The 25939-nt window shown below is 71.4% G+C and carries 19 protein-coding genes, 2 rRNA genes and 1 pseudogene (1 of these 22 only partly in view); 12 read left to right on the top strand and 10 right to left on the bottom strand.

Features of this window, described 5'->3' with window-relative positions:
* The 5 genes from FHX32_RS03115 to FHX32_RS03100 all read left to right on the top strand — a co-directional run.
* Window positions 1-2501: ribosomal RNA gene (locus tag FHX32_RS03115) — 23S ribosomal RNA — on the top strand; it begins 611 nt to the left of the window's first position.
* An 83-nt stretch (window positions 2502-2584) separates the two neighbouring features.
* Window positions 2585-2701, top strand: a 5S ribosomal RNA gene (rrf, locus tag FHX32_RS03110).
* A gap of 449 nt (window positions 2702-3150) precedes the next feature.
* On the top strand, window positions 3151-3381 hold the full coding sequence (locus FHX32_RS34850; protein WP_486480889.1) for a hypothetical protein: 231 nt from the start codon (window positions 3151-3153) through the stop codon (window positions 3379-3381).
* On the top strand, window positions 3363-3608 hold the full coding sequence (locus FHX32_RS34845; RefSeq protein WP_486480888.1) for an AraC family transcriptional regulator: 246 nt from the start codon (window positions 3363-3365) through the stop codon (window positions 3606-3608). Before FHX32_RS34850 ends, FHX32_RS34845 begins: the two co-directional genes overlap by 19 nt.
* Before the next feature lie 66 nt (window positions 3609-3674).
* A complete protein-coding gene (locus FHX32_RS03100) occupies window positions 3675-4256 on the top strand; it encodes a dihydrofolate reductase family protein (RefSeq protein ID WP_167179283.1) in 582 nt (193 codons plus the stop codon).
* A gap of 149 nt (window positions 4257-4405) precedes the next feature.
* Here FHX32_RS03100 and FHX32_RS03095 read toward each other — a convergent pair whose 3' ends face one another.
* A complete protein-coding gene (locus FHX32_RS03095; protein ID WP_167179281.1) occupies window positions 4406-5086 on the bottom strand; it encodes a hypothetical protein in 681 nt (226 codons plus the stop codon).
* A 69-nt stretch (window positions 5087-5155) separates the two neighbouring features.
* Between FHX32_RS03095 and FHX32_RS03090 the strand changes: the two genes are divergently transcribed.
* Genes FHX32_RS03090 through FHX32_RS03080 form a run of 3 tightly spaced genes read left to right on the top strand, consistent with a single transcriptional unit; the run spans window position 5156 to window position 9521 of the window.
* Window positions 5156-7774, top strand: a complete 2619-nt coding sequence (locus tag FHX32_RS03090; RefSeq protein ID WP_167179279.1) for a valine--tRNA ligase — start codon at window positions 5156-5158, stop codon at window positions 7772-7774.
* 59 nt (window positions 7775-7833) lie between these two features.
* Window positions 7834-9105 carry a bifunctional folylpolyglutamate synthase/dihydrofolate synthase gene (locus tag FHX32_RS03085; RefSeq protein ID WP_486481072.1) on the top strand — a complete coding sequence of 424 codons (1272 nt, stop codon included), beginning with the start codon at window positions 7834-7836 and terminating at the stop codon, window positions 9103-9105.
* Entirely contained in the window at window positions 9102-9521 is a 420-nt protein-coding gene (locus tag FHX32_RS03080; RefSeq protein WP_167179275.1) for a DUF4233 domain-containing protein, read from the top strand. Before FHX32_RS03085 ends, FHX32_RS03080 begins: the two co-directional genes overlap by 4 nt.
* 21 nt (window positions 9522-9542) lie before the next feature.
* Here FHX32_RS03080 and FHX32_RS03075 read toward each other — a convergent pair whose 3' ends face one another.
* Complete coding sequence (locus tag FHX32_RS03075) at window positions 9543-10829, bottom strand: VOC family protein (RefSeq protein ID WP_167179273.1); 1287 nt, start codon at window positions 10827-10829, stop codon at window positions 9543-9545.
* A 142-nt stretch (window positions 10830-10971) separates the two neighbouring features.
* Between FHX32_RS03075 and ndk the strand changes: the two genes are divergently transcribed.
* On the top strand, window positions 10972-11397 hold the full coding sequence (ndk, locus tag FHX32_RS03070) for a nucleoside-diphosphate kinase (protein ID WP_167179271.1): 426 nt from the start codon (window positions 10972-10974) through the stop codon (window positions 11395-11397).
* A gap of 142 nt (window positions 11398-11539) precedes the next feature.
* Here ndk and sigJ read toward each other — a convergent pair whose 3' ends face one another.
* The 6 genes and pseudogenes from sigJ to FHX32_RS03040 all read right to left on the bottom strand — a co-directional run bounded on the left by sigJ (window position 11540) and on the right by FHX32_RS03040 (window position 15610).
* Window positions 11540-12418, bottom strand: coding sequence for an RNA polymerase sigma factor SigJ (gene sigJ / locus FHX32_RS03065; protein ID WP_486480887.1), 879 nt, complete (start codon window positions 12416-12418; stop codon window positions 11540-11542).
* Complete coding sequence (locus FHX32_RS03060) at window positions 12415-12855, bottom strand: carboxymuconolactone decarboxylase family protein (protein ID WP_167179270.1); 441 nt, start codon at window positions 12853-12855, stop codon at window positions 12415-12417. The genes sigJ and FHX32_RS03060 overlap by 4 nt, the downstream gene beginning before the upstream one ends.
* Window positions 12856-13007: 152 nt before the next feature.
* On the bottom strand, window positions 13008-13622 hold the full coding sequence (locus FHX32_RS03055; protein WP_167182143.1) for an ABC transporter permease: 615 nt from the start codon (window positions 13620-13622) through the stop codon (window positions 13008-13010).
* A 193-nt stretch (window positions 13623-13815) separates the two neighbouring features.
* Window positions 13816-14373 (bottom strand): annotated as a pseudogene (locus FHX32_RS03050) (ABC transporter permease); the annotation flags it as partial.
* 11 nt (window positions 14374-14384) lie between these two features.
* A complete protein-coding gene (locus tag FHX32_RS03045; protein ID WP_167179267.1) occupies window positions 14385-15392 on the bottom strand; it encodes an ABC transporter ATP-binding protein in 1008 nt (335 codons plus the stop codon).
* A gap of 59 nt (window positions 15393-15451) precedes the next feature.
* Window positions 15452-15610 (bottom strand): hypothetical protein, encoded by a 159-nt coding sequence (locus FHX32_RS03040; protein ID WP_486481071.1) that lies wholly within the window; start codon window positions 15608-15610, stop codon window positions 15452-15454.
* A gap of 532 nt (window positions 15611-16142) precedes the next feature.
* Here FHX32_RS03040 and ileS point away from each other — a divergent pair.
* Together ileS and FHX32_RS03025 are read left to right on the top strand one after the other, a co-directional pair.
* On the top strand, window positions 16143-19289 hold the full coding sequence (gene ileS, locus FHX32_RS03030; protein ID WP_167179265.1) for an isoleucine--tRNA ligase: 3147 nt from the start codon (window positions 16143-16145) through the stop codon (window positions 19287-19289).
* 178 nt (window positions 19290-19467) lie between these two features.
* Window positions 19468-20163: a lysophospholipid acyltransferase family protein gene (locus tag FHX32_RS03025; protein ID WP_167179263.1), complete on the top strand. Its 696-nt coding sequence runs from the start codon at window positions 19468-19470 to the stop codon at window positions 20161-20163.
* Between the two features lie 94 nt (window positions 20164-20257).
* Here the strand turns inward: FHX32_RS03025 and FHX32_RS03020 are convergent, their stop codons facing one another.
* Together FHX32_RS03020 and FHX32_RS34840 are read right to left on the bottom strand one after the other, a co-directional pair.
* The gene (locus FHX32_RS03020) at window positions 20258-21730 is read right to left on the bottom strand and encodes a cryptochrome/photolyase family protein (RefSeq protein ID WP_167179261.1); all 1473 of its coding nucleotides are present in this window, start codon (window positions 21728-21730) and stop codon (window positions 20258-20260) included.
* Window positions 21731-21788: 58 nt separating this feature from the next.
* Window positions 21789-22883: a hypothetical protein gene (locus tag FHX32_RS34840; RefSeq protein ID WP_486481070.1), complete on the bottom strand. Its 1095-nt coding sequence runs from the start codon at window positions 22881-22883 to the stop codon at window positions 21789-21791.
* Between the two features lie 920 nt (window positions 22884-23803).
* On the opposite strand from FHX32_RS34840, the gene FHX32_RS03010 reads away from it, so the two are divergent.
* Window positions 23804-25783, top strand: a complete 1980-nt coding sequence (locus FHX32_RS03010) for a TIGR03960 family B12-binding radical SAM protein (protein ID WP_167179259.1) — start codon at window positions 23804-23806, stop codon at window positions 25781-25783.
* Window positions 25784-25939 lie beyond the last annotated feature (156 nt).

Below are 25939 nucleotides of genomic sequence, written 5' to 3'. Positions count from 1 at the left end.
ACAATCCGTCGGAGCCTTTCGGGGTGACGGCGTGCCTTTTGAAGAATGAGCCTGCGAGTTAGTGGCATGTGGCGAGGTTAACCCGTGTGGGGGAGCCGTAGCGAAAGCGAGTCTGAATAGGGCGATTCAGTCGCGTGTCCTAGACCCGAAGCGGAGTGATCTAGCCATGGGCAGGCTGAAGCGCGGGTAAGACCGCGTGGAGGGCCGAACCCACCAACGTTGAAAAGTTGGGGGATGACCTGTGGTTAGGGGTGAAAGGCCAATCAAACTCCGTGATAGCTGGTTCTCCCCGAAATGCATTTAGGTGCAGCGTCGCGTGTTTCTTGCCGGAGGTAGAGCACTGGATGGTCTAGGGGGCCCACAAGCTTACCGAAATCAGCCAAACTCCGAATGCCGGTAAGTGAGAGCGCGGCAGTGAGACTGCGGGGGATAAGCTTCGTAGTCGAGAGGGAAACAGCCCAGATCACCAGCTAAGGCCCCTAAGCGTGTGCTAAGTGGAAAAGGATGTGGGGTCGCATAGACAACCAGGAGGTTGGCTTAGAAGCAGCCACCCTTTAAAGAGTGCGTAATAGCTCACTGGTCAAGTGGTTCCGCGCCGACAATGTAGCGGGGCTCAAGTACACCGCCGAAGCTGTGGCACTCACACAATGACTTCGCGAAGTTCTTCGGAGCTTCGTGCAGGTGTGTGGGTGGGTAGGGGAGCGTCGTGCCGGGGGTGAAGCAGCCGAGTGATCGAGTTGTGGACGCGGCACGAGTGAGAATGCAGGCATGAGTAGCGAAAGAAGGGTGAGAAACCCTTCCGCCGGATGACCAAGGGTTCCAGGGCCAGGCTAATCCGCCCTGGGTGAGTCGGGACCTAAGGCGAGGCCGAGAGGCGTAGTCGATGGACAACGGGTTGATATTCCCGTACCCGCGAAAGAGCGACCCTGATGAACCTCGTTGTGCTAACCACCCGAGCCTGGGGAGGTCTTCGGACCGAACTGGGGGAGCGTGGGAACCTGGCGGGTAGTAGTCAAGCGATGGGGTGACGCAGGAAGGTAGCTGATCCCGGCCGGTGGTTGTGCCGGGGTAAGCGTGTAGGCCGTGCTGTAGGCAAATCCGCAGCACATGTAGGCTGAGACGTGATGCCGAGCCGATTCAGGTGAAGTCAGTGATCCTATGCTGCCGAGAAAAGCCTCTAGCGAGTTCTGAGCGGCCCGTACCCCAAACCGACACAGGTGGTCAGGTAGAGAATACCGAGGCGATCGGGCGAACTGTGGTTAAGGAACTCGGCAAATTGCCCCCGTAACTTAGGGAGAAGGGGGGCCGGAGACGTGAAGCCCCGCGCGGGTGGAGCGTTGTATGGCCGCAGAGAGCAGGGGGAAGCGACTGTTTACTAAAAACACAGGTCCATGCGAAGAAGTAATTCGATGTATATGGACTGACGCCTGCCCGGTGCTGGAACGTTAAGGAGACCTGTTAGCTCTTCGGGGCGAAGCGGAGAACTTAAGCGCCAGTAAACGGCGGTGGTAACTATAACCATCCTAAGGTAGCGAAATTCCTTGTCGGGTAAGTTCCGACCTGCACGAATGGCGTAACGACTTCCCCACTGTCTCAACCACAGGCCCGGCGAAATTGCATTACGAGTAAAGATGCTCGTTACGCGCGGCAGGACGGAAAGACCCCGGGACCTTTACTATAGCTTGACATTGGTATCCGAATTAGCTTGTGTAGGATAGGTGGGAGCCGGTGAAGTCCATACGCCAGTATGGGTGGAGGCAATCTTGAAATACCACTCTGGTTGATTTGGGTATCTAACTTCGGACCGTGATCCGGTTCAGGGACAGTGTCTGGTGGGTAGTTTAACTGGGGCGGTTGCCTCCTAAAAGGTAACGGAGGCGCCCAAAGGTTCCCTCAGCCTGGTTGGCAATCAGGTGTTGAGTGCAAGTACACAAGGGAGCTTGACTGTGAGACTGACAGGTCGAGCAGGGACGAAAGTCGGGACTAGTGATCCGGCACTTGCGTGTGGAAGCGGTGTCGCTCAACGGATAAAAGGTACCCCGGGGATAACAGGCTGATCTTCCCCAAGAGTCCATATCGACGGGATGGTTTGGCACCTCGATGTCGGCTCGTCGCATCCTGGGGCTGTAGCAGGTCCCAAGGGTTGGGCTGTTCGCCCATTAAAGCGGTACGCGAGCTGGGTTTAGAACGTCGTGAGACAGTTCGGTCCCTATCCGCCGTGCGCGTAGGATACTTGAGAAGGGCTGTCCCTAGTACGAGAGGACCGGGACGGACGAACCTCTGGTGTGCCAGTTGTCCCGCCAGGGGCACGGCTGGTTAGCTACGTTCGGAAGGGATAACCGCTGAAAGCATCTAAGCGGGAAGCTCGCTTCAAGATGAGGTATCCCACCACCCCTTGGGTGGGTAAGGCCCCCAGCTAGACGACTGGGTTGATAGGCCGGAAATGTAAGCCCGGTAACGGGTTCAGTTGACCGGTACTAATAGGCCGAGGACTTGACTACCAAGCTGCTACGCGTCCACTGTGCAACTCACAGCAAACGAACAACAGACCACTGTGTGGTGTTGTTTGATATGTTGATAGAGTTACGGCGGTCATGGCGGAGGGGAAACGCCCGGTCACATTCCGAACCCGGAAGCTAAGCCCTCCAGCGCCGATGGTACTGCACTCGCGAGGGTGTGGGAGAGTAGGACACCGCCGGACAATCTTCTCTATTCAGGGCCACCCCCAACGGGGTGGCCCTGAATGCATTCACCGCCCATTTCAATTGCCCTGTCGCAGCGCTTGACGACGGCACTGGCGGCTTCACAACCAAGGCACCGCACTGTCAGCTGGAACGTCCTCCGCAGACTGGGGACCTCGACGAGGGTGTGGCCCGCCCGTGCCCGGCGGAGGGATCAAGCTTGACCGCCCGGAGCCGGGCCGGGCGGGCCACACCCCCCACCGCAACCACCCTCGACAGCAAGCGACGGACCGACCGGGGAGGCCAATGGCGGCTCTTCACAAAGTGTCTTCGGTGACGCTGATGGCGTCTGCGATGCTGTGGGCGTGGAGTACGTGTTCAGAGTGCCGCGACCGCCGCTGGACGGCTGATCGACGACCTCTACTACCTGGAGGGTGTGCCGCCGTATGCCCGGCTGAGGCTGCCGCCGATGCCGTCGGCGTTGCTCATCGTCAACCTCGGGGCGCCGTTCCGCATCCGCGCCGGCACCGACATCGAGACGGCCGAGTACGCCGACGGCTGCGCGGTCACCACGCCCACCCGCGCGTTGGACTTCGGCTACCCACTCCGGACCCGGTCCGTCGGCGTGCACTTCAGCTGGTCCGCGATACGAGCAGCGTCATCGCGGCGACCAGTGGGGCGGTGGCGATCGGCGACCTGAGCGTGGCAGCCGGTGTCAGCAGCACTCGTCTGGCACAGCGGCCCGCCGGGCCGATCGACTGGAGCGACCTCGCCGGCGGCGCAGGCTACTTCGACCAGGCCCACTTCGGCCAGGAGTTCCGGGCGTTCACCGGGCTCACGCCGACCCGGTACGTCGAAGTCCGGCGGCGGTTCCTGCGCGAACATCCCGGCCACGTGCTGGACAGCTGGCCGCTGCCGGCCGATTGACTTCTTACAAGAGCGACAGCTCACTACACGCTGATTTCGGGGCACCCCAGAGCAGAGGAGAGCCCCGTGGGCAAGGTGGTCATGTACAGCTCGGTGTCGGTAGACGGTTTCATCGCGGACGAGAATGACCAGCCCGGACCGCTGTTCGACTGGTTGTTTAACGGTGACGTCCCGTTGGACTCCAGCGGCGAAATGAAGGTGTCGCAGACGTCCCACGATCACACCCGGCCGTACTGGGACCAGATCGGGGTGACAGTCGTCGGCCGCCACGTCTTCGACCTGACGGACGGCTGGGACGGGAAGCCGCCGGGCGGGATCGAGCACGTAGTCGTCGTGACGCACCGGCCGCAGCCCGAGGGCTGGGACCCCGAGGCGCCGTTTCACTTCGTCGACGGCGTCGAGGCAGCCGTGGCCAAGGCGCAGGAGCTTGCGGGTGACCGCATGGTCGAGGTCGCCGCTGGCGACGTCGGTGGCCAGGTGCTTGCCGCGGGCCTGGTCGACGAGGTGCGCATGGACGTCGTACCCGTGGTGTTCGGGTCCGGCAAGCGCTACTTCGGGTCGGTCCACGCGCAGCACCTGTTGGAGGATCCTGACGTGGTGATTCGGGGCAACCGAGTGCTTCACCTGCGCTATCGGGTGCGCCGTTGACCGAGCTGAGCGGGTACGCGAAGAAGTCCACCGCGACCGGAAGACCTCGACACCTACCCTGGGACCGGCGCGCCAGCCACCATCCAACCAGCGACTACGCCCTCAACTGTGCAGAGCCCCAATGGCGGCCCGACGCCGGGGTGGGCGCGTCAGTCGCGGGTCTGGACCTCGTCGCGGATCTTGCGCAGCAGCTCGCCGGACTGGTCGAGCGGGCGACCGGGGAACATCGCCATCACCACGCTGCCGTGGTCGGCCCAGCCGCAGATGGCGAAGTCGCCGCCCTCCCCGCTGGTGCTGCCGCACTTCATCACGCCGCCGAACCGACCCGCCGGCAGCTCGCGCAGACCGGTCACCTTGCCGGTCTCGTCCGACATCAGGCCGAAGAGGGTGTCCAGGTCGCGTTCCGGCTGCCAGAGGAGCGTGGTGCCGCCGAAGATGAGCACCGACTTCCGCTCGTCGGCGGGGTCGCGGTAGACGGCGCCGAAGCTGCGGTCCAGGTCGATGTCGGCGGCGAAGCCGCTGCGCAGGTAGTCTGCGGTGCTGCGGGCCCGTTCGCTGTCGTCGCGGGTCAGGCCGGCCACCCGCTCCGGCGTGGCCAGGTCGGTGTCCTTCTGCTGCGCGATGCGCCAGCCGGCCGTGCCCAGCGCACCGGCGCCGGCCAGGCCGGCGACGAGTAGCGCCGCGAGCAGCACCCGCCGGCGCCGCGACCGGGGCCGCCGTCCGGCGGTCGTCTCCGGGTCCCGGTTGCTCAGCTGGATGGGCTCCTCGGTCAGGTCGATGGGCTCGCGCCCGTCGTCGACCGGGCGCTCGGTGAGATGTGCGTCGGACATAGCCGACACCGTACGCGAAGCACCGGTGGCGCACGTCGGGTCCGCGGAAGCGCTCCGTAGACTTTCAGGGTGACCGAGAGACTGGATGCCCGACGCCCCGACGCCCCGACCCTGCCCGGCCAGTACCAGCCGGGTGAGGTAGAGCAGCGACGGTACGAGCAGTGGGTAGCCGCCGGGCACTTCCGGGCGTCGGCGGAGAGCGACAAGCCCCCGTTCACCATCGTCATCCCGCCGCCGAACGTCACCGGCTCGCTGCACATGGGCCACGCGTTCGAGCACACGCTGATGGACGCCCTCACCCGGCGCAAGCGCATGCAGGGCTACGAGGCGCTCTGGCTGCCCGGGATGGACCACGCCGGCATCGCCACCCAGAACCTGGTGGAGCGGCAGCTCGCCACCGAGGGGCTGTCCCGGCACGACCTGGGCCGGGAGAAGTTCGTCGAGCGGGTCTGGCAGTGGAAGGCCGAGTCCGGCGGCGCGATCCTTGGCCAGATGCGCCGCCTCGGCGACGCGGTCGACTGGGACCGCGAGCGCTTCACCATGGACGAGGGCCTGTCCCGGGCCGTGCAGACCATGTTCAAGAAGCTCTTCGACGACGGGCTCATCTACCGGGCGAACCGGATCATCAACTGGTGCCCGCGCTGCCTCACCGCGCTCTCCGACATCGAGGTGGAGCACACCGACGACGAGGGCGAGCTGATCTCGATCCGCTACAGCGACGAGGTCGTGGTGGCCACCACCCGGGCCGAGACGATGCTCGGCGACACCGCGGTCGCGGTGCACCCGGACGACGAGCGGTACCGGCACCTGATCGGCACGGAGGTGGCGCTGCCGCTCACCGACCGGCGGATCCCGATCGTCGCCGACGAGCACGTCGACCCGAGCTTCGGCACGGGCATGGTCAAGGTGACCCCGGCGCATGACCCGAACGACTTCGAGATCGGCCAGCGGCACGACCTGCCCGCCCTGACGATCATGGACGAGCGGGGCGTCATCACCGCACCCGGCCCGTTCCAGGGCCTGGACCGGTACGAGGCGCGCCCGGCGATCGTCGCCGCGCTGCGCGAGCAGGGCCTGATCGTCGCGGAGAAGCGGCCGTACCTGCACGCGGTGGGGCACTGCTCGCGGTGCAAGACCACTGTCGAGCCGCGGCTGTCGCTGCAGTGGTTCGTGAACACCGGGCCGCTCGCCCAGGCCGCCGGCGACGCGGTCCGTGACGGCCGGGTGAAGATCGAGCCGGCCGAGCTGGCCAAGCGCTACTTCGCCTGGGTCGACAACATGCACGACTGGTGCATCTCCCGCCAGCTCTGGTGGGGTCACCGCATCCCGGTCTGGTACGGCCCGAACGGCGAGATCGTCTGCGTCGGCCCGGACGAGGAGCCGCCGAGCGGCGAGGGTTGGCGGCAGGACGACGACGTCCTGGACACCTGGTTCTCCAGCGGCCTGTGGCCGTTCTCCACCCTGGGCTGGCCGGAGCAGACCCCGGACCTGGCGAAGTTCTACCCGACCAGCGTGCTGGTCACCGGCTACGACATCCTTTTCTTCTGGGTCGCCCGGATGATGATGTTCGGCCTCTACGCGATGGACGGCGTGCAGCCGTTCGACGTGGTGGCGCTGCACGGCATGGTCCGCGACGAGCACGGCAAGAAGATGTCGAAGTCGTTCGGCAACGTGGTCGACCCGCTGGACTGGATCGACCGGTTCGGCGCCGACGCCACCCGGTTCACCCTGGCCCGCGGCGCCAACCCCGGCCAGGACGTGCCGGTCAGCGAGGAGTGGTGCCAGGGCTCCCGCAACTTCTGCAACAAGCTCTGGAATGCCACCCGGTTCGCTCTGATGAACGGCGCGCACACCGGGGGGCCGCTGCCGGCCGCCGAGGCGTTGTCGACGGTCGACCGGTGGATCCTGTCCCGGCTGGCGCACGTCGCCGCCGAGGTCGACGAGCAGTTCGAGGCGTACGAGTTCGCGAAGGTCTGCGACCTGCTGTACCACTTCGCCTGGGACGACGTCTGCGACTGGTACGTCGAGCTGAGCAAGCCGGTGCTGGCCGAGGGGGGACCGGCCGCCGAGGCCACCCGCCGGGTGCTCGGGCACGTGCTGGACCAGTTGCTGCGGCTGCTGCACCCGGTCATCCCGTTCGTCACCGAGGAGCTGTGGCTCGCCCTGACCGGCGGCGAGACGGTGATGACCGCCGCCTGGCCGACCGCCGACCGGGCGCTGCTCGACGACGCCGCCGAGGCCGAGGTCGGCACCCTGCAGCGGGTGGTCACCGAGGTCCGCCGGTTCCGTTCCGACCAGGGCCTGCGCCCCACCCAGCGGGTCGCCGCCCGGCTCGACGGCCTGGCCGCCGCCGGGATCGCGGCGCACGAACCGCTGATCCGGTCGCTGGCCCGGCTGGACGCGGCCGGTGACGACTTCCAGGCCAGCGCCACGCTGGCCATGCCCGGCTCGGTGAACGTCGCCCTGGACACCCGGGGCTCCATCGACGTGGCCGCCGAGCGGGCCCGGCTCACCAAGGACCGCGCGGCGGCCGAGAAGGAGGCCGCGCAGGCCCGGGCCAAGCTGGACAACCCGGCGTTCGTCGGCAAGGCCCCGGAGCCGGTGGTGGCCAAGATCCGCGATCGGCTCGCGGTGGCCGAGGCCGACCTGGCCCGGATCGACGCTGCTCTGGAGGCGTTGCCCTCGTGACCGATCGTGACTCGTTCGCCGCGGTCGAGGCCGAACTGGCCGGCCGCGGGTTCACCCGGATGGTCTTCGAGCTGGACCGGATCGGGTCCCTGCTCGACCTGCTCGGTGACCCGCAGCGGGCGTACCCGGCGATCCACCTGACCGGGACCAACGGCAAGACCTCCACGGCCCGCATGATCGATTCGCTGTTGCGGGCGTTCGGTCTGCACACCGGCCGCTACACCAGCCCGCACCTGGAGACCGTCCGGGAGCGGATCAGCCTGGACGGCGAGCCGGTGAGCGAGGAGCGGTTCACCGCGACGTACCGGGAGGTCGAGCCGCTGGCCCGGCTGGTGGACGAGCGGTCGGCCGAGCCGCTGACCTACTTCGACATGACCACCGCGCTGGCGTTCGCCACCTTCGCCGACGCCCCGGTCGACGTGGCGGTGGTCGAGGTGGGCCTCGGTGGCGCCGAGGACTCGACCAACGTGCTCCAGGCCGGGGTCGCGGTGATCACCCCGATCGGGCTGGACCACACGGAGTGGCTCGGTGACACGGTCGAGGACATCGCGCTGCACAAGGCCGGCATCATCCACAAGGGCGCGACGGTCATCTCGGCGGCGCAGGAGGAGGCGGCGGCCCGCCCGATCCTGGAGCGCTGCGCCGAGGTCGGCGCGACCATCGCCCGCGAGGGGTCGGAGTTCGGCGTGCTTCGCCGGGCGGTCGCCGTCGGCGGCCAGGTGCTCACCCTGCAGGGCCTGGGCGGCGTCTACGAGGAGGTGTTCGTCCCGCTGCACGGCGCCCACCAGGCGCAGAACGCGGCGGTGGCGCTCGCCGCCGTCGAGGCATTCCTCGGCGCCGGCGCGCGGCGGCAGTTGGACGTCGAGACGGTCCGCGAGGGGTTCGCGGCGGCCAGTTCGCCGGGGCGGCTGGAGCGGGTCCGCAGCGCGCCGACGATCCTGCTGGACGGGGCGCACAACCCGCAGGGCATGGCCGCCACGGTCACCGCGCTGCAGGAGGAGTTCGCATTCAGCAAGCTGGTCGCGGTACTCGGCGTGCTCGCCGACAAGGACGCGGCCAGCCTGCTGGAGCTGCTGGAGCCGGTGGTCGACCAGGTGGTGGTGACCCGGAACAGCTCGCCGCGGGCGATGCCGGCCCGGGAGCTGGCCGCGCTGGCCGCCGAGGTGTTCGGCCCGGATCGGGTCGAGGTGGCCGAGGAGATGCCGGACGCGATCGAGGCGGCGGTGGCGCTGGCCGAGGAGGACGTGCCGGGCGAGCTGAGCGGGGTCGGCGTACTGATCACGGGTTCGGTGGTGACCGTGGCCGACGCCCGCCGGCTGCTGAAGCAATGACCGGCCCGGAACAGCAGCGGGCCGGTGCGCCGGACGAGCCGGCCGGCGCGCCGGACGGGCCGGCGGCGGGCGGGCCGCGGCGGTCGGGGCTGCGGAACCCGGAGCGGGCGGTACGCGGCCTGGGCGCCGGCACGCTGAGCCTGGAGGCGTTGGTGCTGCTGCTCGCCATCCAGCCGATCCGGGTGGTCGGCGGTGACCTGAGCGGCACCGCGATCGGCACGGTGGTGGCGCTGGCCGTGGCGGCGGTGGTGCTGGCCGGCATGATGCGCCGACCGTGGGCCTGGCACGCCGGCACCGCCCTGCAGGGGCTGCTGATGCTGGCCGGCCTGCTGCACTGGTCGCTGCTCGCGCTGGGTGTCATCTTCGCCCTGGTCTGGGCGTACGCCCTGCACGTGCGCCGGGTCATCCTCGGCTAGCGCGGCCCCGGTCGGCCGGGGTCAGGCCTCGGCGCGTTCCCGCCACTGGGTCAGCGCGATGCCGTGGCCGTCCGGGTCGCGGAAGGCGGCCGCCCACACCTCCAGCCTGCTGCCCCGGTTGACCACCCGCGGCGCGTAGGTGAACCGCACCCCGGAGTCGCGCATCCGGTCGTACGCGGCCTGGATGTCGTCGACCTCGAGGTTGACGTGCACCACCCGCCGGTTCACCGCCGCCGCCTCGGTGTTCTCACGCAGCACCAGGCGGGTCGCGCCGGAGGCCAGCACGGCGTTGCCGGCGCCCCGGTCGACCTCGGTGAAGCCGAGCACGTCCCGGTAGAACGCCAGCGAGCGGGACAGGTCGGTGACCAGCAGGGTGAGCCCCACCCCGCTGATCGGCGCGGCCGGGTCGGCCGCCGCGGCGGCCGGGTCGAAGCCGAAGATCGCCTCGTCCAGTTCCTCCGGGGTGACCGTCTCCTCGCGTGGCCGGGGCGGCGGCAGCGGGTCGTCCAGGGGCAGGTCGATCGGGTCGAGCGGCTCCGCCGCGGGCGGGTCGAACCGCTCCTCGGCGGGCGGACGCGGGGCCGGGGTAGCCCGGCGGGGCAGGGTGCCGCTCTCCGTCGACTGCTCCACGACGGTGCCCTCCAGCACCACCGGACCGCCGGGGCGCTGGTGCATCCGCACCGGCTCGCGCTCGTCGGCGGGCGGGCCGAGCTCGTCGACCGACGGGTCCGGCCCGAGCGGGTCACGCGGGTCGTCGCGCAGGTCGTCCTCGGGGGCCCGGTCGGCCCACGGCGGGGCCTCCTGCTGGATCAGCACCTCCTCCACCGGCTCGGTGCCGGCGTACTCGGGCGGGAGATCGGCGACCGCCTCGGCGGTCTCGCTGTGGGTGGGCACCTCGTCCCAGAGGACCCGGACGTGCCGCTGGTCGTCCAGTGCCACCCGGATCGGCAGGGTCTGGCCGAGCGACGGCCACTTGGCCACCGGCACCCGCGGCTCGATGATCTTCTTGGAGCGGGGTGGCAGGCCCGGGGCGTCGATCACCAGTTGCAGCTCGCAGCGGCCGAAGGCGTACTGGGTGGGTGGCTCGGAGGCGCTGTGCACGTGCCCGACGCCGACCACCCAGGTGCGCCCGCCGCCACGCACCGTGGCCAGCGCGATGGCCAGCACCAGCAGGGCCACCCCGAGCGCCACGATCGCCCAGCTGGTCATGCCGAGGCCGAAGAGAATCACGAAGGTGGCCACGGTGCCGAGCACCGCGGCGATCAGCTTGCGTACCGGCGCGATGGGTCGGTTCCCGCCATTCGCCACTGTGGACCTCCCGGGGGTCAAGGGCCAGGCTAGGCCGGACCGGTGGCCGGGGAAAGACCGGCCGCCGCGCCGGCGCCGGGACCGGGTCGCTAGGCTGACCGTACCCAGCAGGACGGTCTTGCGCGCACAGGAGGAACCCAGCGTGTCCAGCAGCAGCCCGGATGAGCGCACCCTCGTACTGATCAAGCCGGACGCGGTGCGCCGCGGGCTGGTCGGCGAGGTCATCTCCCGCTTCGAGCGCAAGGGGCTGCGGATCGACGCGATGGTGACCCGGACGATGGACGCCGCGCTGGCCGACGAGCACTACGCCGAGCACGTCGACAAGCCGTTCTACCCGCCGCTGAAGGGCTTCATGACCGGCGGCCGGCTGGTCGCCCTGGTGCTCTCCGGCGACCAGGTCATCGACGTGGTGCGCGGGCTGGTCGGCGCGACCGACGGGCGCAAGGCGGCCGCCGGCACCATCCGCGGCGACTTCTCCCTGTCCAACCGGGAGAACCTGGTGCACGCCTCCGACTCCCCGGACAGCGCCAAGCGGGAGATCGCTCTCTGGTTCCCCGAGCTGGGCTGACGCCTCACCCCGCCCGGCGAGGAGCCCGGCGACCGACCTGGCCGGCGGCCGGGCTGACCGGCGGCCGTGCCGGCCGGTGCGGGCCGGGGACCCGGACCCGACCGGGGACGGCCGGCGGTGCCGGCCGGTGCGGGCCCCGGGTTCAGTCGGTGCGGGCCGGCAGCTTGTCCGGGTTGCCCACCAGGTAGAGCCCGGTGATCCGGCCGCCGACGGCGGCCACGGTGAGCGCGTACCGGCTGCCGTCGGGGCGGACGATCAGCGCGGCCGGCTGGCCGTTGAGTTCCAGCCGGCGTACCGACAGCCGGACGCCGCCGTAGATGCCGGCGAAGAAGCGGGCGATCCGGTCCGCGCCGGTGACCGGGTTGCGGGCCGCCTTCACCCGCCCGCCGCCGTCGGTCCAGGCGGTGGCGTCCGCGGCGACCAGCCCGGTCAGCCTCGCCAGGTCGCCGTCGCGGGCGGCGGCGAGGAAGGCGTCCAGCAACCGCTCCTGCTCGGCCCGGTCGGCGGTGAACCGGCGCCGGTCCTGGCCGATCCGGGCCACCGCGCGGTGGTGCAGCTGCCGGCAGTCGGCCGGCGACCGGTCCAGGATCTCCGCGATCTCGGCGTACGGCAGCTCGAAGGCGGTGTGCAGCACGTAGACCGCCCGCTCCGGCGGGCTGAGCCGTTCCAGCAGGTGTAGCAGCGCGGTGGCCAGTGAGTCGCGCTGCTCGGCGCGGTCCAGCGGCCCGAACGGTGACGGCGCGGTCGGCACCGGCTCGGGCAGCCACGGGCCGACGTACGCCTCCCGGGTGGCCTGCCGGGCGCGGAGCCGGTCCAGGGCCAGCCGGGTGACCACCCGGGACAGGTACCGGCGGGGCTCGGCCACCGCCGTCCGGTCGACGGCCAGCCACCGCAGGTAGGCGTCCTGGAGCACGTCCTCCGCGTCGTGCCGGCTGCCGAGCAGCCGGTACGCGAGGCCGAGCAGCATCGGCCGGTGCGCGTCGAGCGCACCGGCCGCCTGTGCCGCTTCGGTCGTGGTCACACGTCCAGCGGCGGCTGGGTCCGGCTGGGCACCGCGATCCGGTTCCACACGTTGATTGTGGCAATCGCGATCAGGAGATCCGCGAGTTCCTTCTCCGACCACACCTTCGCCGCGGCGTCCCACACGTCGTCGGGCACGCCATGCTCGCCCAGCCGGGTGACGGCGTCGGTGAGCGCCAGCGCGGTCCGCTCCCGCTCGTCGAAGAAGGGCGCCTCCCGCCAGGTGGCCACCGCGAAGAGCCGCCGGCTCGACTCGCCCTCGGCGAGCGCGTCCCGGCTGTGCATGTCGACGCAGAACGCGCACCCGTTCAGCATCGACGCCCGGAGCTTCACCAGGTGGTACAGGGTGGGCCCGACGTTCGCCCGGGCGTACTTCTCCAGCCCCAGCACGGCCTGGTACGCCTGCGGCGCCACCTCGGCCACGTTGATCCTCTGCATGACGACCTCCTCGGTCCGGTCGGTGTCGACACCCGCACGACGGATCGGCCGGGGCCGGGCGTGACAACCGGGGCTGTGACGCCGGTCATGCCCGCCCGGACGCCACCGCCCGCCCGGGTGTCCGCGACCGCCGCAGGGCCGACGCGGGTCGTTCAGAGGGTGTCTAGGGAGGCGCGGCGGCGGCTCTCGGCCTCGAAGACCTTGAGCAGCACGGCGGCGAGCACCGCGTACCCCGCGCCGACCGCCAGTTCGGCGGCGAGCTGCGGCAGCGCGGCGGTGAAGCCCTCACCGCCGACCAGCCGGCGGGCCGCCTCGGCGGCGTGGGTGATCGGCAGGAAGTCGCCGACCGAACGCATCCCGGCCGGTAGCCCGGCGGCGGGCACGTTCACCCCGGTGAGCAGGAGCAGCAGGGCCACCGAGACGTTGGAGACCAACCAGACGTCGCGGAAGCGCAGCCCGAGCGCGCCCAGCGTCAGCCCGAAGAATCCGCAGGCCAGCGCCGCCACCGCCAGGGTGAGCAGCAGGCCGGGCAGGGCCCGCGGCGGGATCCGCAGGCCGAGCAGCAGCGAGCCGACCGTCAGTGTGCTCACCGCGATCAGCACGCCGTTGCCGGCGTACGGCAGCACCCGGCCGAGGAACACCGCGGTGCGGCTGCGGGGGGAGAGCAGGACGTGCCCGAGGGTGCCGTAGCGGCGTTCGTTCGACACCGCCATGGTGCCGCCGAACACACAGGCCAGCGACGCGGCCAGTACCGCGTTGCCGACGATGTAGAACCGGTCGTCGGCGACGCCGAGCTGGCGGCTCCACGTGGGTCAGGGACAGAGCGCCGAGGAGCAGGCAGAACCCGCTGATCGCGAGGCAGATGCCCAGCGACGGCCAGACCGTGCCACCGCTGACCGCCTCGCGCGCCGCCCGTGCCCCCCAGGTGGTCGGCAGGACCGCCGCGAGGGGTGTCGTCCAGGACGGCAGGACCGTGATCGGCACCAGCATTCCGGACAACAGCCAGATCGGGTATTCCATGGGGTTTGCCAGCGCGTTGGCGTTGCGCATCAGCACGAACAGGGACGCGAGCAGCAAACCGAACATGCCGAGCGCGATGACGCAGACCGGCGCGGCGACGGCGAAGGCGAGCGGCCGGGCGAAGTCCCACCGGATGCCGTAGAGCAGCCGTCCCCAGACGAGGGTGGCGATCATCGCGTACGTGCCGGTCAGCGCGGTGGCCAGGGTGATCGGCACGATCACCAGCGCCGGCCGCCGGGGCGCCAGCATGAGCAACTCCAGGGTGCCCTGCCAGCGCTGGTTCTGGATCGCGCCGCCGGAGCCGAACAGCACCGAGGACCACACACCCATCAGGCCCGCGCCGACGGCGGCCTCGAGCAGGCGGTGCGGTTCGCTGCCGGCCCGGAACAGGTGGACCGCGAGGGTTGCCTGCACCAGTGGCACCAGGAGCGCGATGGTGATCTCGAGCGAGGAGCGGCTCTGGTGCTTGGCGTGCAGCAGCGCGCCGAGCGCGATCATGCGCAGGGTCCTCACGCCGGCACCGCCTCGCCCGCCCGGTCCACCGCCGAGGAACGGTTGACGATCGCCACGTAGGCGTCCTCCAGCGTCGGCTGGCGGGCGGTGACCCGCCCCAACCGGACGCCGTCCAGCGCGAGCAGCACGTCGGCCTGGACGTCCACCCCCGCGTCGGACTGCACGGTCAGCACCCGGCTCGCGCCGACCGCCACGCTCGCCTCTCTCACGCCGGGCAGGGCGTGCACCGCGGCGAGTTGGGCGTCGGTGACCCCGTACGCCTCGACCTCCAGCACCTGCCGCCCGTCGGCGTGGCGCCGCAGCTCGGCCGGGGTGTCGAGGGCCTGGATCCGGCCACCGGCGATCACCGCGATCCGGTCGCAGAGTTCGTCCGCCTCGGCCATGTAGTGGGTGGTCAGCAGGACCGTCGTGCCGGTCGCTGCCAGGTTCGCCACCGTGGCGCGCAACTCGCGGGCCGCCACCGGGTCCACCCCGATCGACGGCTCGTCGAGGAAGAGCACCCGCGGCGCGTGCAGGAGCCCGCGTGCGATGTGCAGCCGTTGCCGCATTCCCCGCGAGTAGCCCTCGACCCGTTCCCGCTCGCGGCCGAGCAGCCCCACCACTTCCAGCAGGTGCGCGATCCGGGGCTGCTGCTCGCGCGCCGGGACGCCGTACAACTCGGCGAAGTAGCGCAGGTTGTCCAGCGCCGACAGCCGGTCGTAGAGCCCCCGGTCGCCGCCGAAGACGTACCCGATTCGCCGGCGCACCTCGCGGGTCTGCCGGACCACGTCGAAGCCGCAGATCCGCGCCTCGCCTGCGGTCGGGATGAGGAGCGTGTTCAGCAGCTTGATGGTGGTGGTCTTGCCAGCGCCGTTCGGGCCGAGCAGGCCGAACAGCTCCCCGTTGCCGACCGTCAGGTCAACGCCGCGGACCGCCTCCACCTCCCGGCGCTGCGGCCGTAGCCAACCGGTGCGGCTGCGGTACGTCCGCCGCAGCCCGACCGCCTCGATCGCGTGTTCGCTCATGCCGGCACGCTAGGAGCAGCGCGGCGGGTCGCGAAACGAATTCGGTTCCGGCCGAATGCTCAGGCCGAGGCGGTCACCGGCTCGTCGCCGACCAGCCGCACCAGGGCCAGGCCGGCCGGCTCCAGGCCGTACAGCACCCGGCGGCCGGCCCGGCGGCGGTGCACCACGCCGGCGGCGACCAGCGCGGCGAGATGCTCCGAGACGGCGCTCGGCGCCAGCCCGAGGCGGGCGCGGTCGCCGGCACCTCGGCGAGCACCCGCCGGGCGTGCCGGGCCCAGCCGGTGTACGGCCAGGGCGCGTCGCCCGGATGCCGGTGCAGCAGGTACAGGCTGGTCAGTACCTCCCAGAGCGGGCTGATCGCGATCCGGGTACGGGCGAGCGTCGGCTCGTCCAACTCGATCCGGATCACCCGGCCAGCCTAGGGGGAGGCCGGCGCGGGTGACGAGGCGGCGGCGCCATCAGCGGTCACCGTTACTCGGGGGCGATCTACCGGCCGGGTCGAGTATTCTTGGCGACCGTAAGGCGATGACCCGGCCATCACCGGCGAGCCTCCGGAAGAACAGCCGGGTGACCGGCCCAGTAGAACCGGACGGGTCCGGCCCGTCACAGCCGGCCAACGAGCGGGCGGTCGATCCTGACCGCCAAGCGGGGTGGTACCGCGGGCACACCCGGGGCGCCGACAGGCGTACCGGAAGGGCTCGTCCTCGCAGACCCACCACGACGCGTGAGCTGCTGAGGAGAGCGACCCCGATGGCCTATCCGTTGCACGACCCGACCGCCGCCGGCGTGCCGGCGAGCCCGGACCTGCCCGCGGTCGAGCGCCGGGTGCTGGAGCACTGGACGGCCGACAAGACCTTCGAGGCCAGTGTCGAGGCCCGTCCCGCCGGCACCGACGGCAAGAACGAGTACGTCTTCTACGACGGCCCGCCGTTCGCCAACGGCCTGCCGCACTACGGTCACCTGTTCACCGGCTACGTCAAGGACGTGGTGCCGCGCTACCAGACCATGCGCGGCAAGCACGTCGAGCGGCGCTTCGGCTGGGACTGCCACGGGCTGCCCGCCGAGGTGGTCGCCGAGAAGCAGCTCGGCATCACCAGCAAGGCGGAGATCCTCGACCTCGGCGTGGCCCGGTTCAACGAGGCGTGCCGCACCTCGGTGCTGGAATTCACCCAGGACTGGGAGCGGTACGTCACCCGGCAGGCCCGCTGGGTCGACTTCGCCAACGACTACAAGACCCTCGACCTGGACTACATGGAAAGCGTCATGTGGGCCTTCAAGACCCTGCACGACAAGGGTCTGGTCTACGAGGGCTTCCGGGTGCTGGCGTACTGCTGGCGCTGCGAGACGCCGCTGTCGAACACCGAGACCCGGATGGACGACGTCTACCGGGACCGGCACGACCCGACGCTGTCGGTGTGGTTCGAGCTGACCTCGGACGAGGGCGCCCCGGAGCCGGTGCGCGGGCCGGTGCGGCTCGGCGTCTGGACCACCACGCCGTGGACCCTGCCGTCGAACCTGGCGCTCGCCGTCGGCCCCGACATCGAGTACGCGGTGCTGGAGCGCGACGGCCAGCGGTACGTGGTGGGCGCGGCCCGGCTGGCCGCGTACGCCAAGGAGCTGGAGGGGTACGAGCAGGTCGGCACGGTCCGTGGCGCGGACCTGGTCGGGCGCCGTTACACCCCGCTCTACGACTTCCTGGTCGAGCAGGCCGGCCCGAACGCGTATCAGGTGCTGGGTGCCGAGTACGTCACCACCGAGGACGGCACCGGGATCGTCCACCTGGCGCCGGCCTTCGGTGAGGAGGACCAGAACGTCTGCAACGCGGCCGGCATCCCGACCGTCGTCACCGTGGACGATCACACCCGGTTCACCGCGCTGGTCCCGCCGTACCAGGGCGAGCAGGTCTTCGACGTCAACAAGCCGGTGATCCGGGAGCTCAAGGAGCGGGGGGTGGTGCTGCGGCAGGACACCTACACCCACTCCTACCCGCACTGCTGGCGCTGCGACACCCCGCTGGTCTACAAGGCGGTGTCGTCGTGGTTCGTCGCGGTGACCAAGTTCAAGGACCGGATGGTCGAGCTGAACCAGCAGATCAACTGGACACCGGGGCACATCAAGGACGGCTCGTTCGGCAAGTGGCTGGCCAACGCCCGGGACTGGTCGATCAGCCGGAACCGGTTCTGGGGCTCGCCGATCCCGGTGTGGAAGTCCGACGACCCGAACTACCCGCGGATGGACGTCTACGGCTCGCTGGAGCAGATCGAGCAGGACTTCGGCGTACGCCTGACCGACCTGCACCGGCCGGCGGTGGACGAGCTGGTCCGCCCCAACCCGGACGACCCGACCGGGCGCTCGATGATGCGCCGGGTGCCGGAGGTGCTGGACTGCTGGTTCGAGTCCGGCTCGATGCCGTTCGCCCAGGTGCACTACCCGTTCGAGAACCGCGACTGGTTCGAGCACCACTACCCGGGCGACTTCATCGTCGAGTACATCGGACAGACCCGCGGCTGGTTCTACACCATGCACGTGTTGGCCACCGCGCTGTTCGACCGGCCGGCGTTCCGCAACTGCCTCAGCCACGGCATCCTGCTCGGCTCCGACGGGCGCAAGATGTCCAAGAGCCTGCGCAACTACCCGGACGTCTACCACGTCTTCGACTCGTACGGGTCGGACGCGATGCGCTGGATGCTGATGTCCTCGCCGGTGCTGCGCGGCGGCGACATGGCGGTCACCGAGGCGGGCATCCGCGACGCCGTCCGGCAGGTGCTGCTGCCGCTGTGGAACGTCTGGTACTTCTTCTCGCTCTACGCCAACGCGGACGGGTACCAGGCGCGCCGCCGGACCGACAGCAGCCACCTGCTCGACCGGTACGTGCTGGCGAAGACCCGGGAGCTGGTCGACACGGTCCAGGCGCAGCTGGACGCGTACGACATCTCCGGCGCCTGCGCCACCGTGCGGTCCTACCTGGACGCGCTGACCAACTGGTACGTCCGGCGCTCCCGGGACCGCTTCTGGTCCGGTGACCAGAACGCGTTCGACACCCTGTGGACGGTGCTGGAGACGCTCTGCCGGGTGGTGGCGCCGCTGGCGCCGCTGACCGCCGAGGAGATCTGGCGCGGGCTCACCGGGGAGCGGTCGGTGCACCTGACCGACTGGCCGGACGCCACCGGGTTCCCGGCCGACCACGACCTGGTGGCGGCGATGGACGACACCCGGGCGGTCGCCTCGGCGGCGCTGTCGCTGCGCAAGGCGAAGGGCCTGCGGGTGCGGCTGCCACTGTCCCGGCTGACCGTCGCCTCCCCGGCGGCGGAGCAGCTGCGGCCGTTCGCCGACCTGGTCGCCGACGAGGTCAACGTCAAGGCGGTGGAGTTCACCGACGAGGTGTCCGCGTACTGCCAGCAGGTGCTGACCGTGGTGCCCCGGGCGCTCGGGCCGCGGGTCGGCAAGCAGGTGCAGCAGGTCATCAAGGCGGTCAAGGCGGGGGAGTGGGAGCTGGTCGACAGCGCCCCGGTCGCCGCCGGGATCACCCTGGCCGAGGGCGAGTACGAGCTGCGCCTGGTCGCCGCCGACGCCGAGCACTCCGCGCCGCTGCCCGGCGGTGAGGGCGTGGTCGTGCTGGACACCGAGGTCACCCCGGAGCTGGCCGCCGAGGGGCTGGCCCGGGACGTGGTGCGGGTGGTGCAGCAGGCCCGTCGGGACGCCGACCTGGACGTCTCGGACCGGATCGTGGTGGCGCTGTCGGCGTCCGAGGAGGTCCGCGCGGCGGTGGCCGGGTTCGCGGACTTCGTGGCCCGGGAGGTGCTGGCCGACCAGATCGACATCGTCGAGGGCGTCGAGGGGTTCACCGGCGAGGTTGGTGAGGGCGATCGGGTGACGGTCGCCGTCCGCCGGGTATGAGAATCGGGTGAGCCGGCCGGAGGGGGTCCTTCCGTCGCGTTCGCGCAGCGGAAGGGCCCCTTCCGGCCCGTGGCCGCCGACCCGGACCAGCCCGCGGACCGCCCGCCACCCGCGCGGGGTGTCCCGGGGGCGTCCGCTAACGTGACAGCGCCCGACCAGCCCGACCGCCGGAGGATCCGTGCCCCTGCTCTACACCATCGGCAAGCTCACCGTGGCGCCCGCGCTCCGGTTGGCCTGGCGTCCCACCGTCGAGGGGCTGGAGCACATTCCGCCGACCGGTGGGGCGATCTTCGCCGCCAACCACCTTTCGGTCGCCGACGAGCTGCTGCTGGGCACGGTGGTGCCCCGGCACCTGGCGTTCTGGGCCAAGTCGGACTACTTCAAGGGCACCGGGCTGCGCGGCTGGTTCAGCAAGGCGGTGCTCACCGGCCTCGGCGCGATCCCGGTCGAGCGGGCCGGCGGGCGGGCGGCGCTGTCCGCGTTCGACGCGGCGATCCCCGCGCTCAAGGGCGGCGACCTGGTGGTCGTCTACCCGGAGGGGACCCGGTCGCCGGACGGCCGGCTCTACCGCGGGCGCACCGGGGTGGCCCGGCTGGCGGTCGCCGCGCAGGTGCCGGTGATCCCGGTCGGCACCATCGGCACCGAGAAGGTCCAGCCGATCGGCGCCCGGATGCCCCGGCTGCTGCCGGCGGACATCACCATCCGGTTCGGCAAGCCGCTGGACTTCACCGGCCGGCCGGACGACCGGACGTCGCTGCGGGCGATGACCGACGAGGTGATGAGCGAGATCCAGAAGCTCACCGGCCAGGAGTACGTGCCCCGGTACGCCCCGCCGCGGGCGCACCGGCCCACCCCCGGCGACACCCCGGCCTGACCCCGGTCCGCCCCCGGCCCGACCGCGGCCCGACCGGGCCAGGCCCGACCGCGGCCCGACCGGGCCAGGCCCGACCGCGGCCCGGCCTGGCCGGTCACGGTGGCTGGTCGCCGCGGCGTCTCTCCTGGTCGAGCATTTGGTCGACGTCGGGCAGCCGGTTGAGCCGGGCCAGCTGCCGGGCCAGCCGGGCGTTCGGCGGGAGCCGGTTGCGGTCGCGGGCCAGGAAGGCCCAGTAGCCGGCGGTGAACGGGCAGGCGTCCGCGCCGAGGCGCTGGCGCGGGTCGTAGCGGCAGCCGCCGCAGTAGTCGCTCATCCGGTTGATGTACGCGCCGCCGGCCACGTACGGCTTGCTGGTCATCCGGGCCAGGTCGGCATACTGGCTCATGCCGACCACGTTCACCGTCATCACCCAGGCGTAGCCGTCGACGAAGCCGCGGTGGAAGAAGTCGACCAGCTCGGCGGGGCGCCAGCCGTGTTGCAGGGCGTAGTTGCCGAGCACCATCAGCCGGGGGATGTGGTGCACCCAGCCGTGCTCGCGCAGGTCGCCGAGGACGCCCGACAGGCAGCGCGCCCGTACCGCGTCGGCGTCCAGGTCGTGGAACCAGTCCGGCACCGACCGGCGGGCGGCCAGGTCGTTGCGGCCGGCGTAGTCGCGGCCGAAGTACCAGTACAGGTTCCACACGTAGTCGCGCCAGCCAAGCACCTGGCGGATGAAGCCCTCCACGCCGGCCAGCGGTGCGCCGTCGCGGCGGTACGCCCGTTCGGCGGCGCGCACCGCCTGCACCGGGTCGAGCAGGCCGAGGTTGAACGAGGACGACAGGGCGCTGTGCGCCATCCACGGGTCGTCGGCGAGCATGGCGTCGGCGTACCGGCCGAAGTGGGCCAGCCGGTGCCGGAGGAAGTGCCGCAGCCGGGCCTTCGCCTCCCGGGCGGTGGCCGGGAACCGGCGCGGTCCGTCCCGCCCGACGAACCGGATGCCCTCCCGCTCCCACCGGTCCAGGTCGGCCCGGACCTCGGCGTCGATGTCGTCCTCCACCGGCATCGGCGGGGGCGGCAGGTCGAGCCGGCGGGCGCCCTTCGGCGGCGGCTCCCGGTTCTCCGGGTCCAGGCTCCACCGGCCACCGACCGGCTCGCCACCGTCGACCAGTACCCGGTGGTGCTCCCGGGCGAACCGGTAGAACGCCTCCAGCCGCAGGGTGCCACGGCGGCCGTCCGCCCACTCGGCGAAGTCGTCGACCGCGGTGACGAAACCCCGGGGCGGCAGCACGGTGACCCGGTCCAGACTCCGGACGAACGCCAGCGCGGCCCGGGAGGTGGGATGGCACACCTCCAGCGGCTCCCGGACGGTGCGCAGCGCCTGCCGGTAGGTCTCGGTACGCAGGAAGATCGCCTGGTCGCCCAGCTCGGCGGCGCGGTGACGCAGCGCGGACAGCACCAGGTGGGCCTTCTGCCGGTGGTACGCGCGCCGGCGGAAGACCGCCTTCGACTCGATCAGCAGGACCGGTTGGCGGCGGTCATCGAGGAAGTGCGGCCCCAACTGGTCGGCGAAGAGCCAACGCCGCGACATGCCCCGATTGTGGACGGTTTGTTCAAAAATGAGGACGAGGAAACCTCAGCCGATCGGCTCAGTTCTGGTCCGCCGTCACGATCTGCTGGCGCATCCGGTCGAGCAGCCGGGCGCTGTCGTCGACGGAGAGCCGGGTGAACACCGCGGTGGCGATGCTGCCGTGGTCGGCCGAGGTGCAGACCACCACGTCCGTGTCGCCGTCCCGGCCGACCGCGCAGCGCCCGTGCCGGCCGCGTACCCCGGTCTCGACCACCTGCGCCTCGCCGAGCCGGTACTGCGCGGTGAGCCGGGCCAGTTCCTCCTCGGCGTCCGCCTCCGGTGTCAACCGGAAGCCGGTGCCACCGAAGACGGTGACCCGCTTGCCGTCCCCGGTGGCGTAGACGCCGGCGAACGTCTCCTCGGCCAGCCAGTGCGCCATGCGTACCTCGGTCTCCAGGCGCCGGGCGGTCTGCTCCGACCGGCTGTCGTCGCGCAGCCGCAGGTCGTCCACCTCGGCCGGCAGCGCCGCCTTGGCCGGGTACTGCGCGGCGATCGGCATGCCGTAGTAGGCCGGGCAGCCGCAGCAGCAGGCCAGGGTGAGCAGCAGCAGCCAGGGCCAGCGGCGACGCTTGCGGACGGCGACCGGGACGTACCCCCTGGGGGCCTGCCAGCCGGGCGGCGGCGCCACCGGCGGCGGGGTCTTCTTCCCGCGCCGCTGCCCGGGCGGCCGGACCGGCGCCGCCGGCGGCGGCGCGACCGGAGCCGGCGGCCGGGCGACCGGGGCCGGGGGTGGGGCCGGCCGGGCGACCGGGGCCGGTGGCAGGGCTGGTCGGGCGACCGGCGGTGGCGACAGCGGCGCGGGCGGCGGCGAGACCGGGCCGGCGGGAGGTGGCGCGGGCGGCCCGGAGTACGGCCGGGTCGGCGGCGGCGCCGGGTAGGGCAGGGTCGGCGGCAGCGCGGGCAGTTCGGCCGAGGGCAGCTCCCAGCCGCCGGTGTCCGCGCCCGCCCATGGGTCGACCGGCGGCCGGTGCTCGGGCGGCTCGGGTGGGGCCGGTGGCACGGGGGTCGGCTCGGCCGACTCGCCCCAGGCCCGGCGGCGCGGCGGCGGGGGCGGGACCGGGGCGGCACCGCTCCACCGGGGCGCGGGCGCGGCCTCCGGCTCGCCGGCCGGCAACCGCCGGGTGCCCCGCGGCCCGAGGTCCGGCGCCGGGGCCGGGCCGGGGGTCGGTGCGGCGTTCGCGGCGGAGCCTTCGCTCCGGGCGGCCTCGGGGGTCGGGGCGGCGCCGTCGTTCCGGGCGGGATCCGGGGTCGGCGCACGGCCCTCGTCCTGAGCGGCGGCATCCGTGGTCGGGGCCCGGCCGTCGATCCGTGCGATCTGCGGGATCGGGGCTGGCGTCTCGTCCGTGGCGGCGTCGGGGGTCGCAACGGCGGCACCGGCAGGTCGGCCGGCGGGTAGGCGGCGGGTGCCCTGCGGGCCATCGCCGGTCGCCGACGCCGCGTCGACGGTTCGCGGGTCCGCGCCAGGTTGGTCGGCGGGGGACGGGTGCGGGGCGGGTTGCTCCGGTTCGTCCGCGGTCGCGGCCTCCGGGTCGGCGCCGGGCTGGTCGGCGGGGGACGTGCGGAGGTCGGCCGGCGGCGGGTCGCTCGCGGTCGCGGCGGGTGCACCGGCCGGTGGCGGGCCGGTCTCCGGGGTCGGGCCGGGCGGGTCGGTGGGCAGCACCCGGGTGCCCTCCGGGCCGGGCGGGTCGGTGGGCAGCACCCGGGTGCCCTCCGGGCCGGTGCGGGGCTGGTCGACCGGCGGTACGGGGGAGAGGGTTCGCTCCTCGCTGACCGCCGGATCCCGGTCGGGGTGCTGGTCCGGGGGGCTCCCGTCGGCCGGCCGGTCGGCTCCCGGCTGCGGCTGCGACATCGCGGCATTCTCCTCTCACGCCGGACCGAGGTTAGTACCGCTGCGCCACCGCCGCCGATCCGGCCACCGTCCGCCGGCCGTCACCCCGGACGACCGGTGCCGGCGACGCCGGACGACGCCGTCCGGGGCACGTGACGGCGGCGTGCACGCGGCGACCGCCGCCGGGCCGCGTACCCTTGGGCATCATGAGCGTCCCGTCCACCACCCCGCGCCCCGTCGCGGGCGAATCCGTCTGGCCCCGGCTGGAGCCGCTGCTGCCCCAGGTGACCAAGCCCATCCAGTACGTCGGTGGCGAGCTGGGTGCGGTGGTCAAGGACTGGGCCGCGGCGACCGTGCGCTGGGCGCTGATGTACCCCGACGCGTACGAGGTGGGCCTGCCCAACCAGGGCGTGCAGATCCTCTACGAGGTGCTCAACGAGCAGCCCGACGTGCTCGCCGAGCGGACGTACGCGGTCTGGCCGGACCTGGAGCGGCTGATGCGCACGCACGGCGTGCCGCAGTTCACCGTCGACGCGCACCGCTCGGTCCGCGACTTCGACGTGTTCGGCGTCTCCTTCTCCACCGAGCTGGGCTACACCAACCTGCTCACCGCGATCGACCTGGCCGGCATCCCGCTGCTCGCCGTGGACCGCACCGACGCCGACCCGGTGATCGTGGCCGGCGGGCACGCCGCGTTCAACCCGGAGCCGATCGCCGACTTCATCGACGCCGCCGTGCTCGGTGACGGCGAGGAGGCGGTGCTGGAGATCACCACGATCGTCCGGCAGTGGAAGACCGAGGGCAGCCCGGGCGGCCGGGACGAGCTGCTGCTGCGGCTCGCCCGCACCGAGAGCGTCTACGTCCCGCGCTTCTACGACGTGGACTACCTGCCGGACGGCCGGATCCAGCGGGTCGTGCCGAACCGGGCGGACGTGCCGTTCCGGGTGCACAAGCGCACGACGATGGACCTGGACGCCTGGCCGTACCCGAAGAAGCCGCTCGTGCCGCTGGCCGAGACGGTGCACGAGCGGTACGCGGTGGAGATCTTCCGGGGCTGCACCCGGGGCTGCCGGTTCTGCCAGGCCGGCATGATCACCCGGCCGGTCCGCGAGCGTTCCATCACCACGGTGGGGCAGATGGTGCAGCAGGGGCTGGAGTTCTCCGGCTTCCACGAGGTGGGCCTGCTGTCGCTGTCGTCGGCCGACCACTCCGAGATCGGCGACATGTGCTCCGGCCTGGCCGAGCAGTACGCGGGCACCAACGTCTCGCTGTCGCTGCCGTCCACCCGGGTGGACGCGTTCAACATCGACCTGGCGCAGGAGCTGTCCCGCAACGGGCGGCGTACCGGTCTGACCTTCGCCCCGGAGGGCGGGTCGGAGCGGATCCGCAAGGTCATCAACAAGATGGTGTCGAAGGACGACCTGATCCGTACGGTGGTCACCGCGTACACCAACGGCTGGCGGCAGGTGAAGCTCTACTTCATGTGCGGCCTGCCCACCGAGACCGACGACGACGTCCTCGAGATCGCCGACATGGCGCACGAGGTGATCCGGGCGGGCCGGGCGGCCACCGGCTCCAAGGACATCCGCTGCACCGTCTCCATCGGCGGTTTCGTGCCGAAGCCGCACACCCCGTTCCAGTGGGCGGCGATGGAGCGGCCGGAGGTCATCGACGCCCGGCTCAAGCTGCTCAAGCAGGCGATCAACGCCGACCGCTCGCTGGGCCGGGCGATCGGCTTCCGTTACCACGACGGCGAGCCGTCGCTGATCGAGGGCCTGCTCAGCCGGGGTGACCGGCGGGTCGGCGCGGTGATCCGCAAGGTGTGGGAGCACGGCGGCCGGTTCGACGGTTGGAGCGAGCACTTCTCCTACCAGCGCTGGGTGGACGCGGCGGCCGAGGTGCTGCCCGCGTTCGGGGTGAACCTCGACTGGTACACCACCCGGGAGCGCGACGAGCTGGAGGTCCTGCCCTGGGACCACCTGGACTCCGGGCTGGACAAGGACTGGCTCTGGCAGGACTGGCAGGACTCGCTCTCGGAGTACGAGCAGGACGACTGCCGGTGGACCCCGTGCTTCGACTGCGGCGTCTGCCCCGCCATGGACACCGAGATCCAGATCGGCCCCACCGGCAAGAAACTCCTCCCGCTGACCCCCATCAACGGCCTCAAACTCCCCACCCCCCAGTAGTCCACCCACCCCGCGCCCGCGGCCCACTCGGTTGATCGTGAGGTTGTTGTCACCGCCACCGCGGGTCGTCGACGATAACTTCATGATCAACGAGCACTGACCGAACGAGGAGCACGACGATCAGCAAGAGACCACAGCCGGAGGGCGGGCAGGCGC

The organism is Micromonospora sp. CNZ280 (genome assembly GCF_011759515.1).
This window is presented reverse-complemented; position numbering and strand designations above follow the sequence as displayed.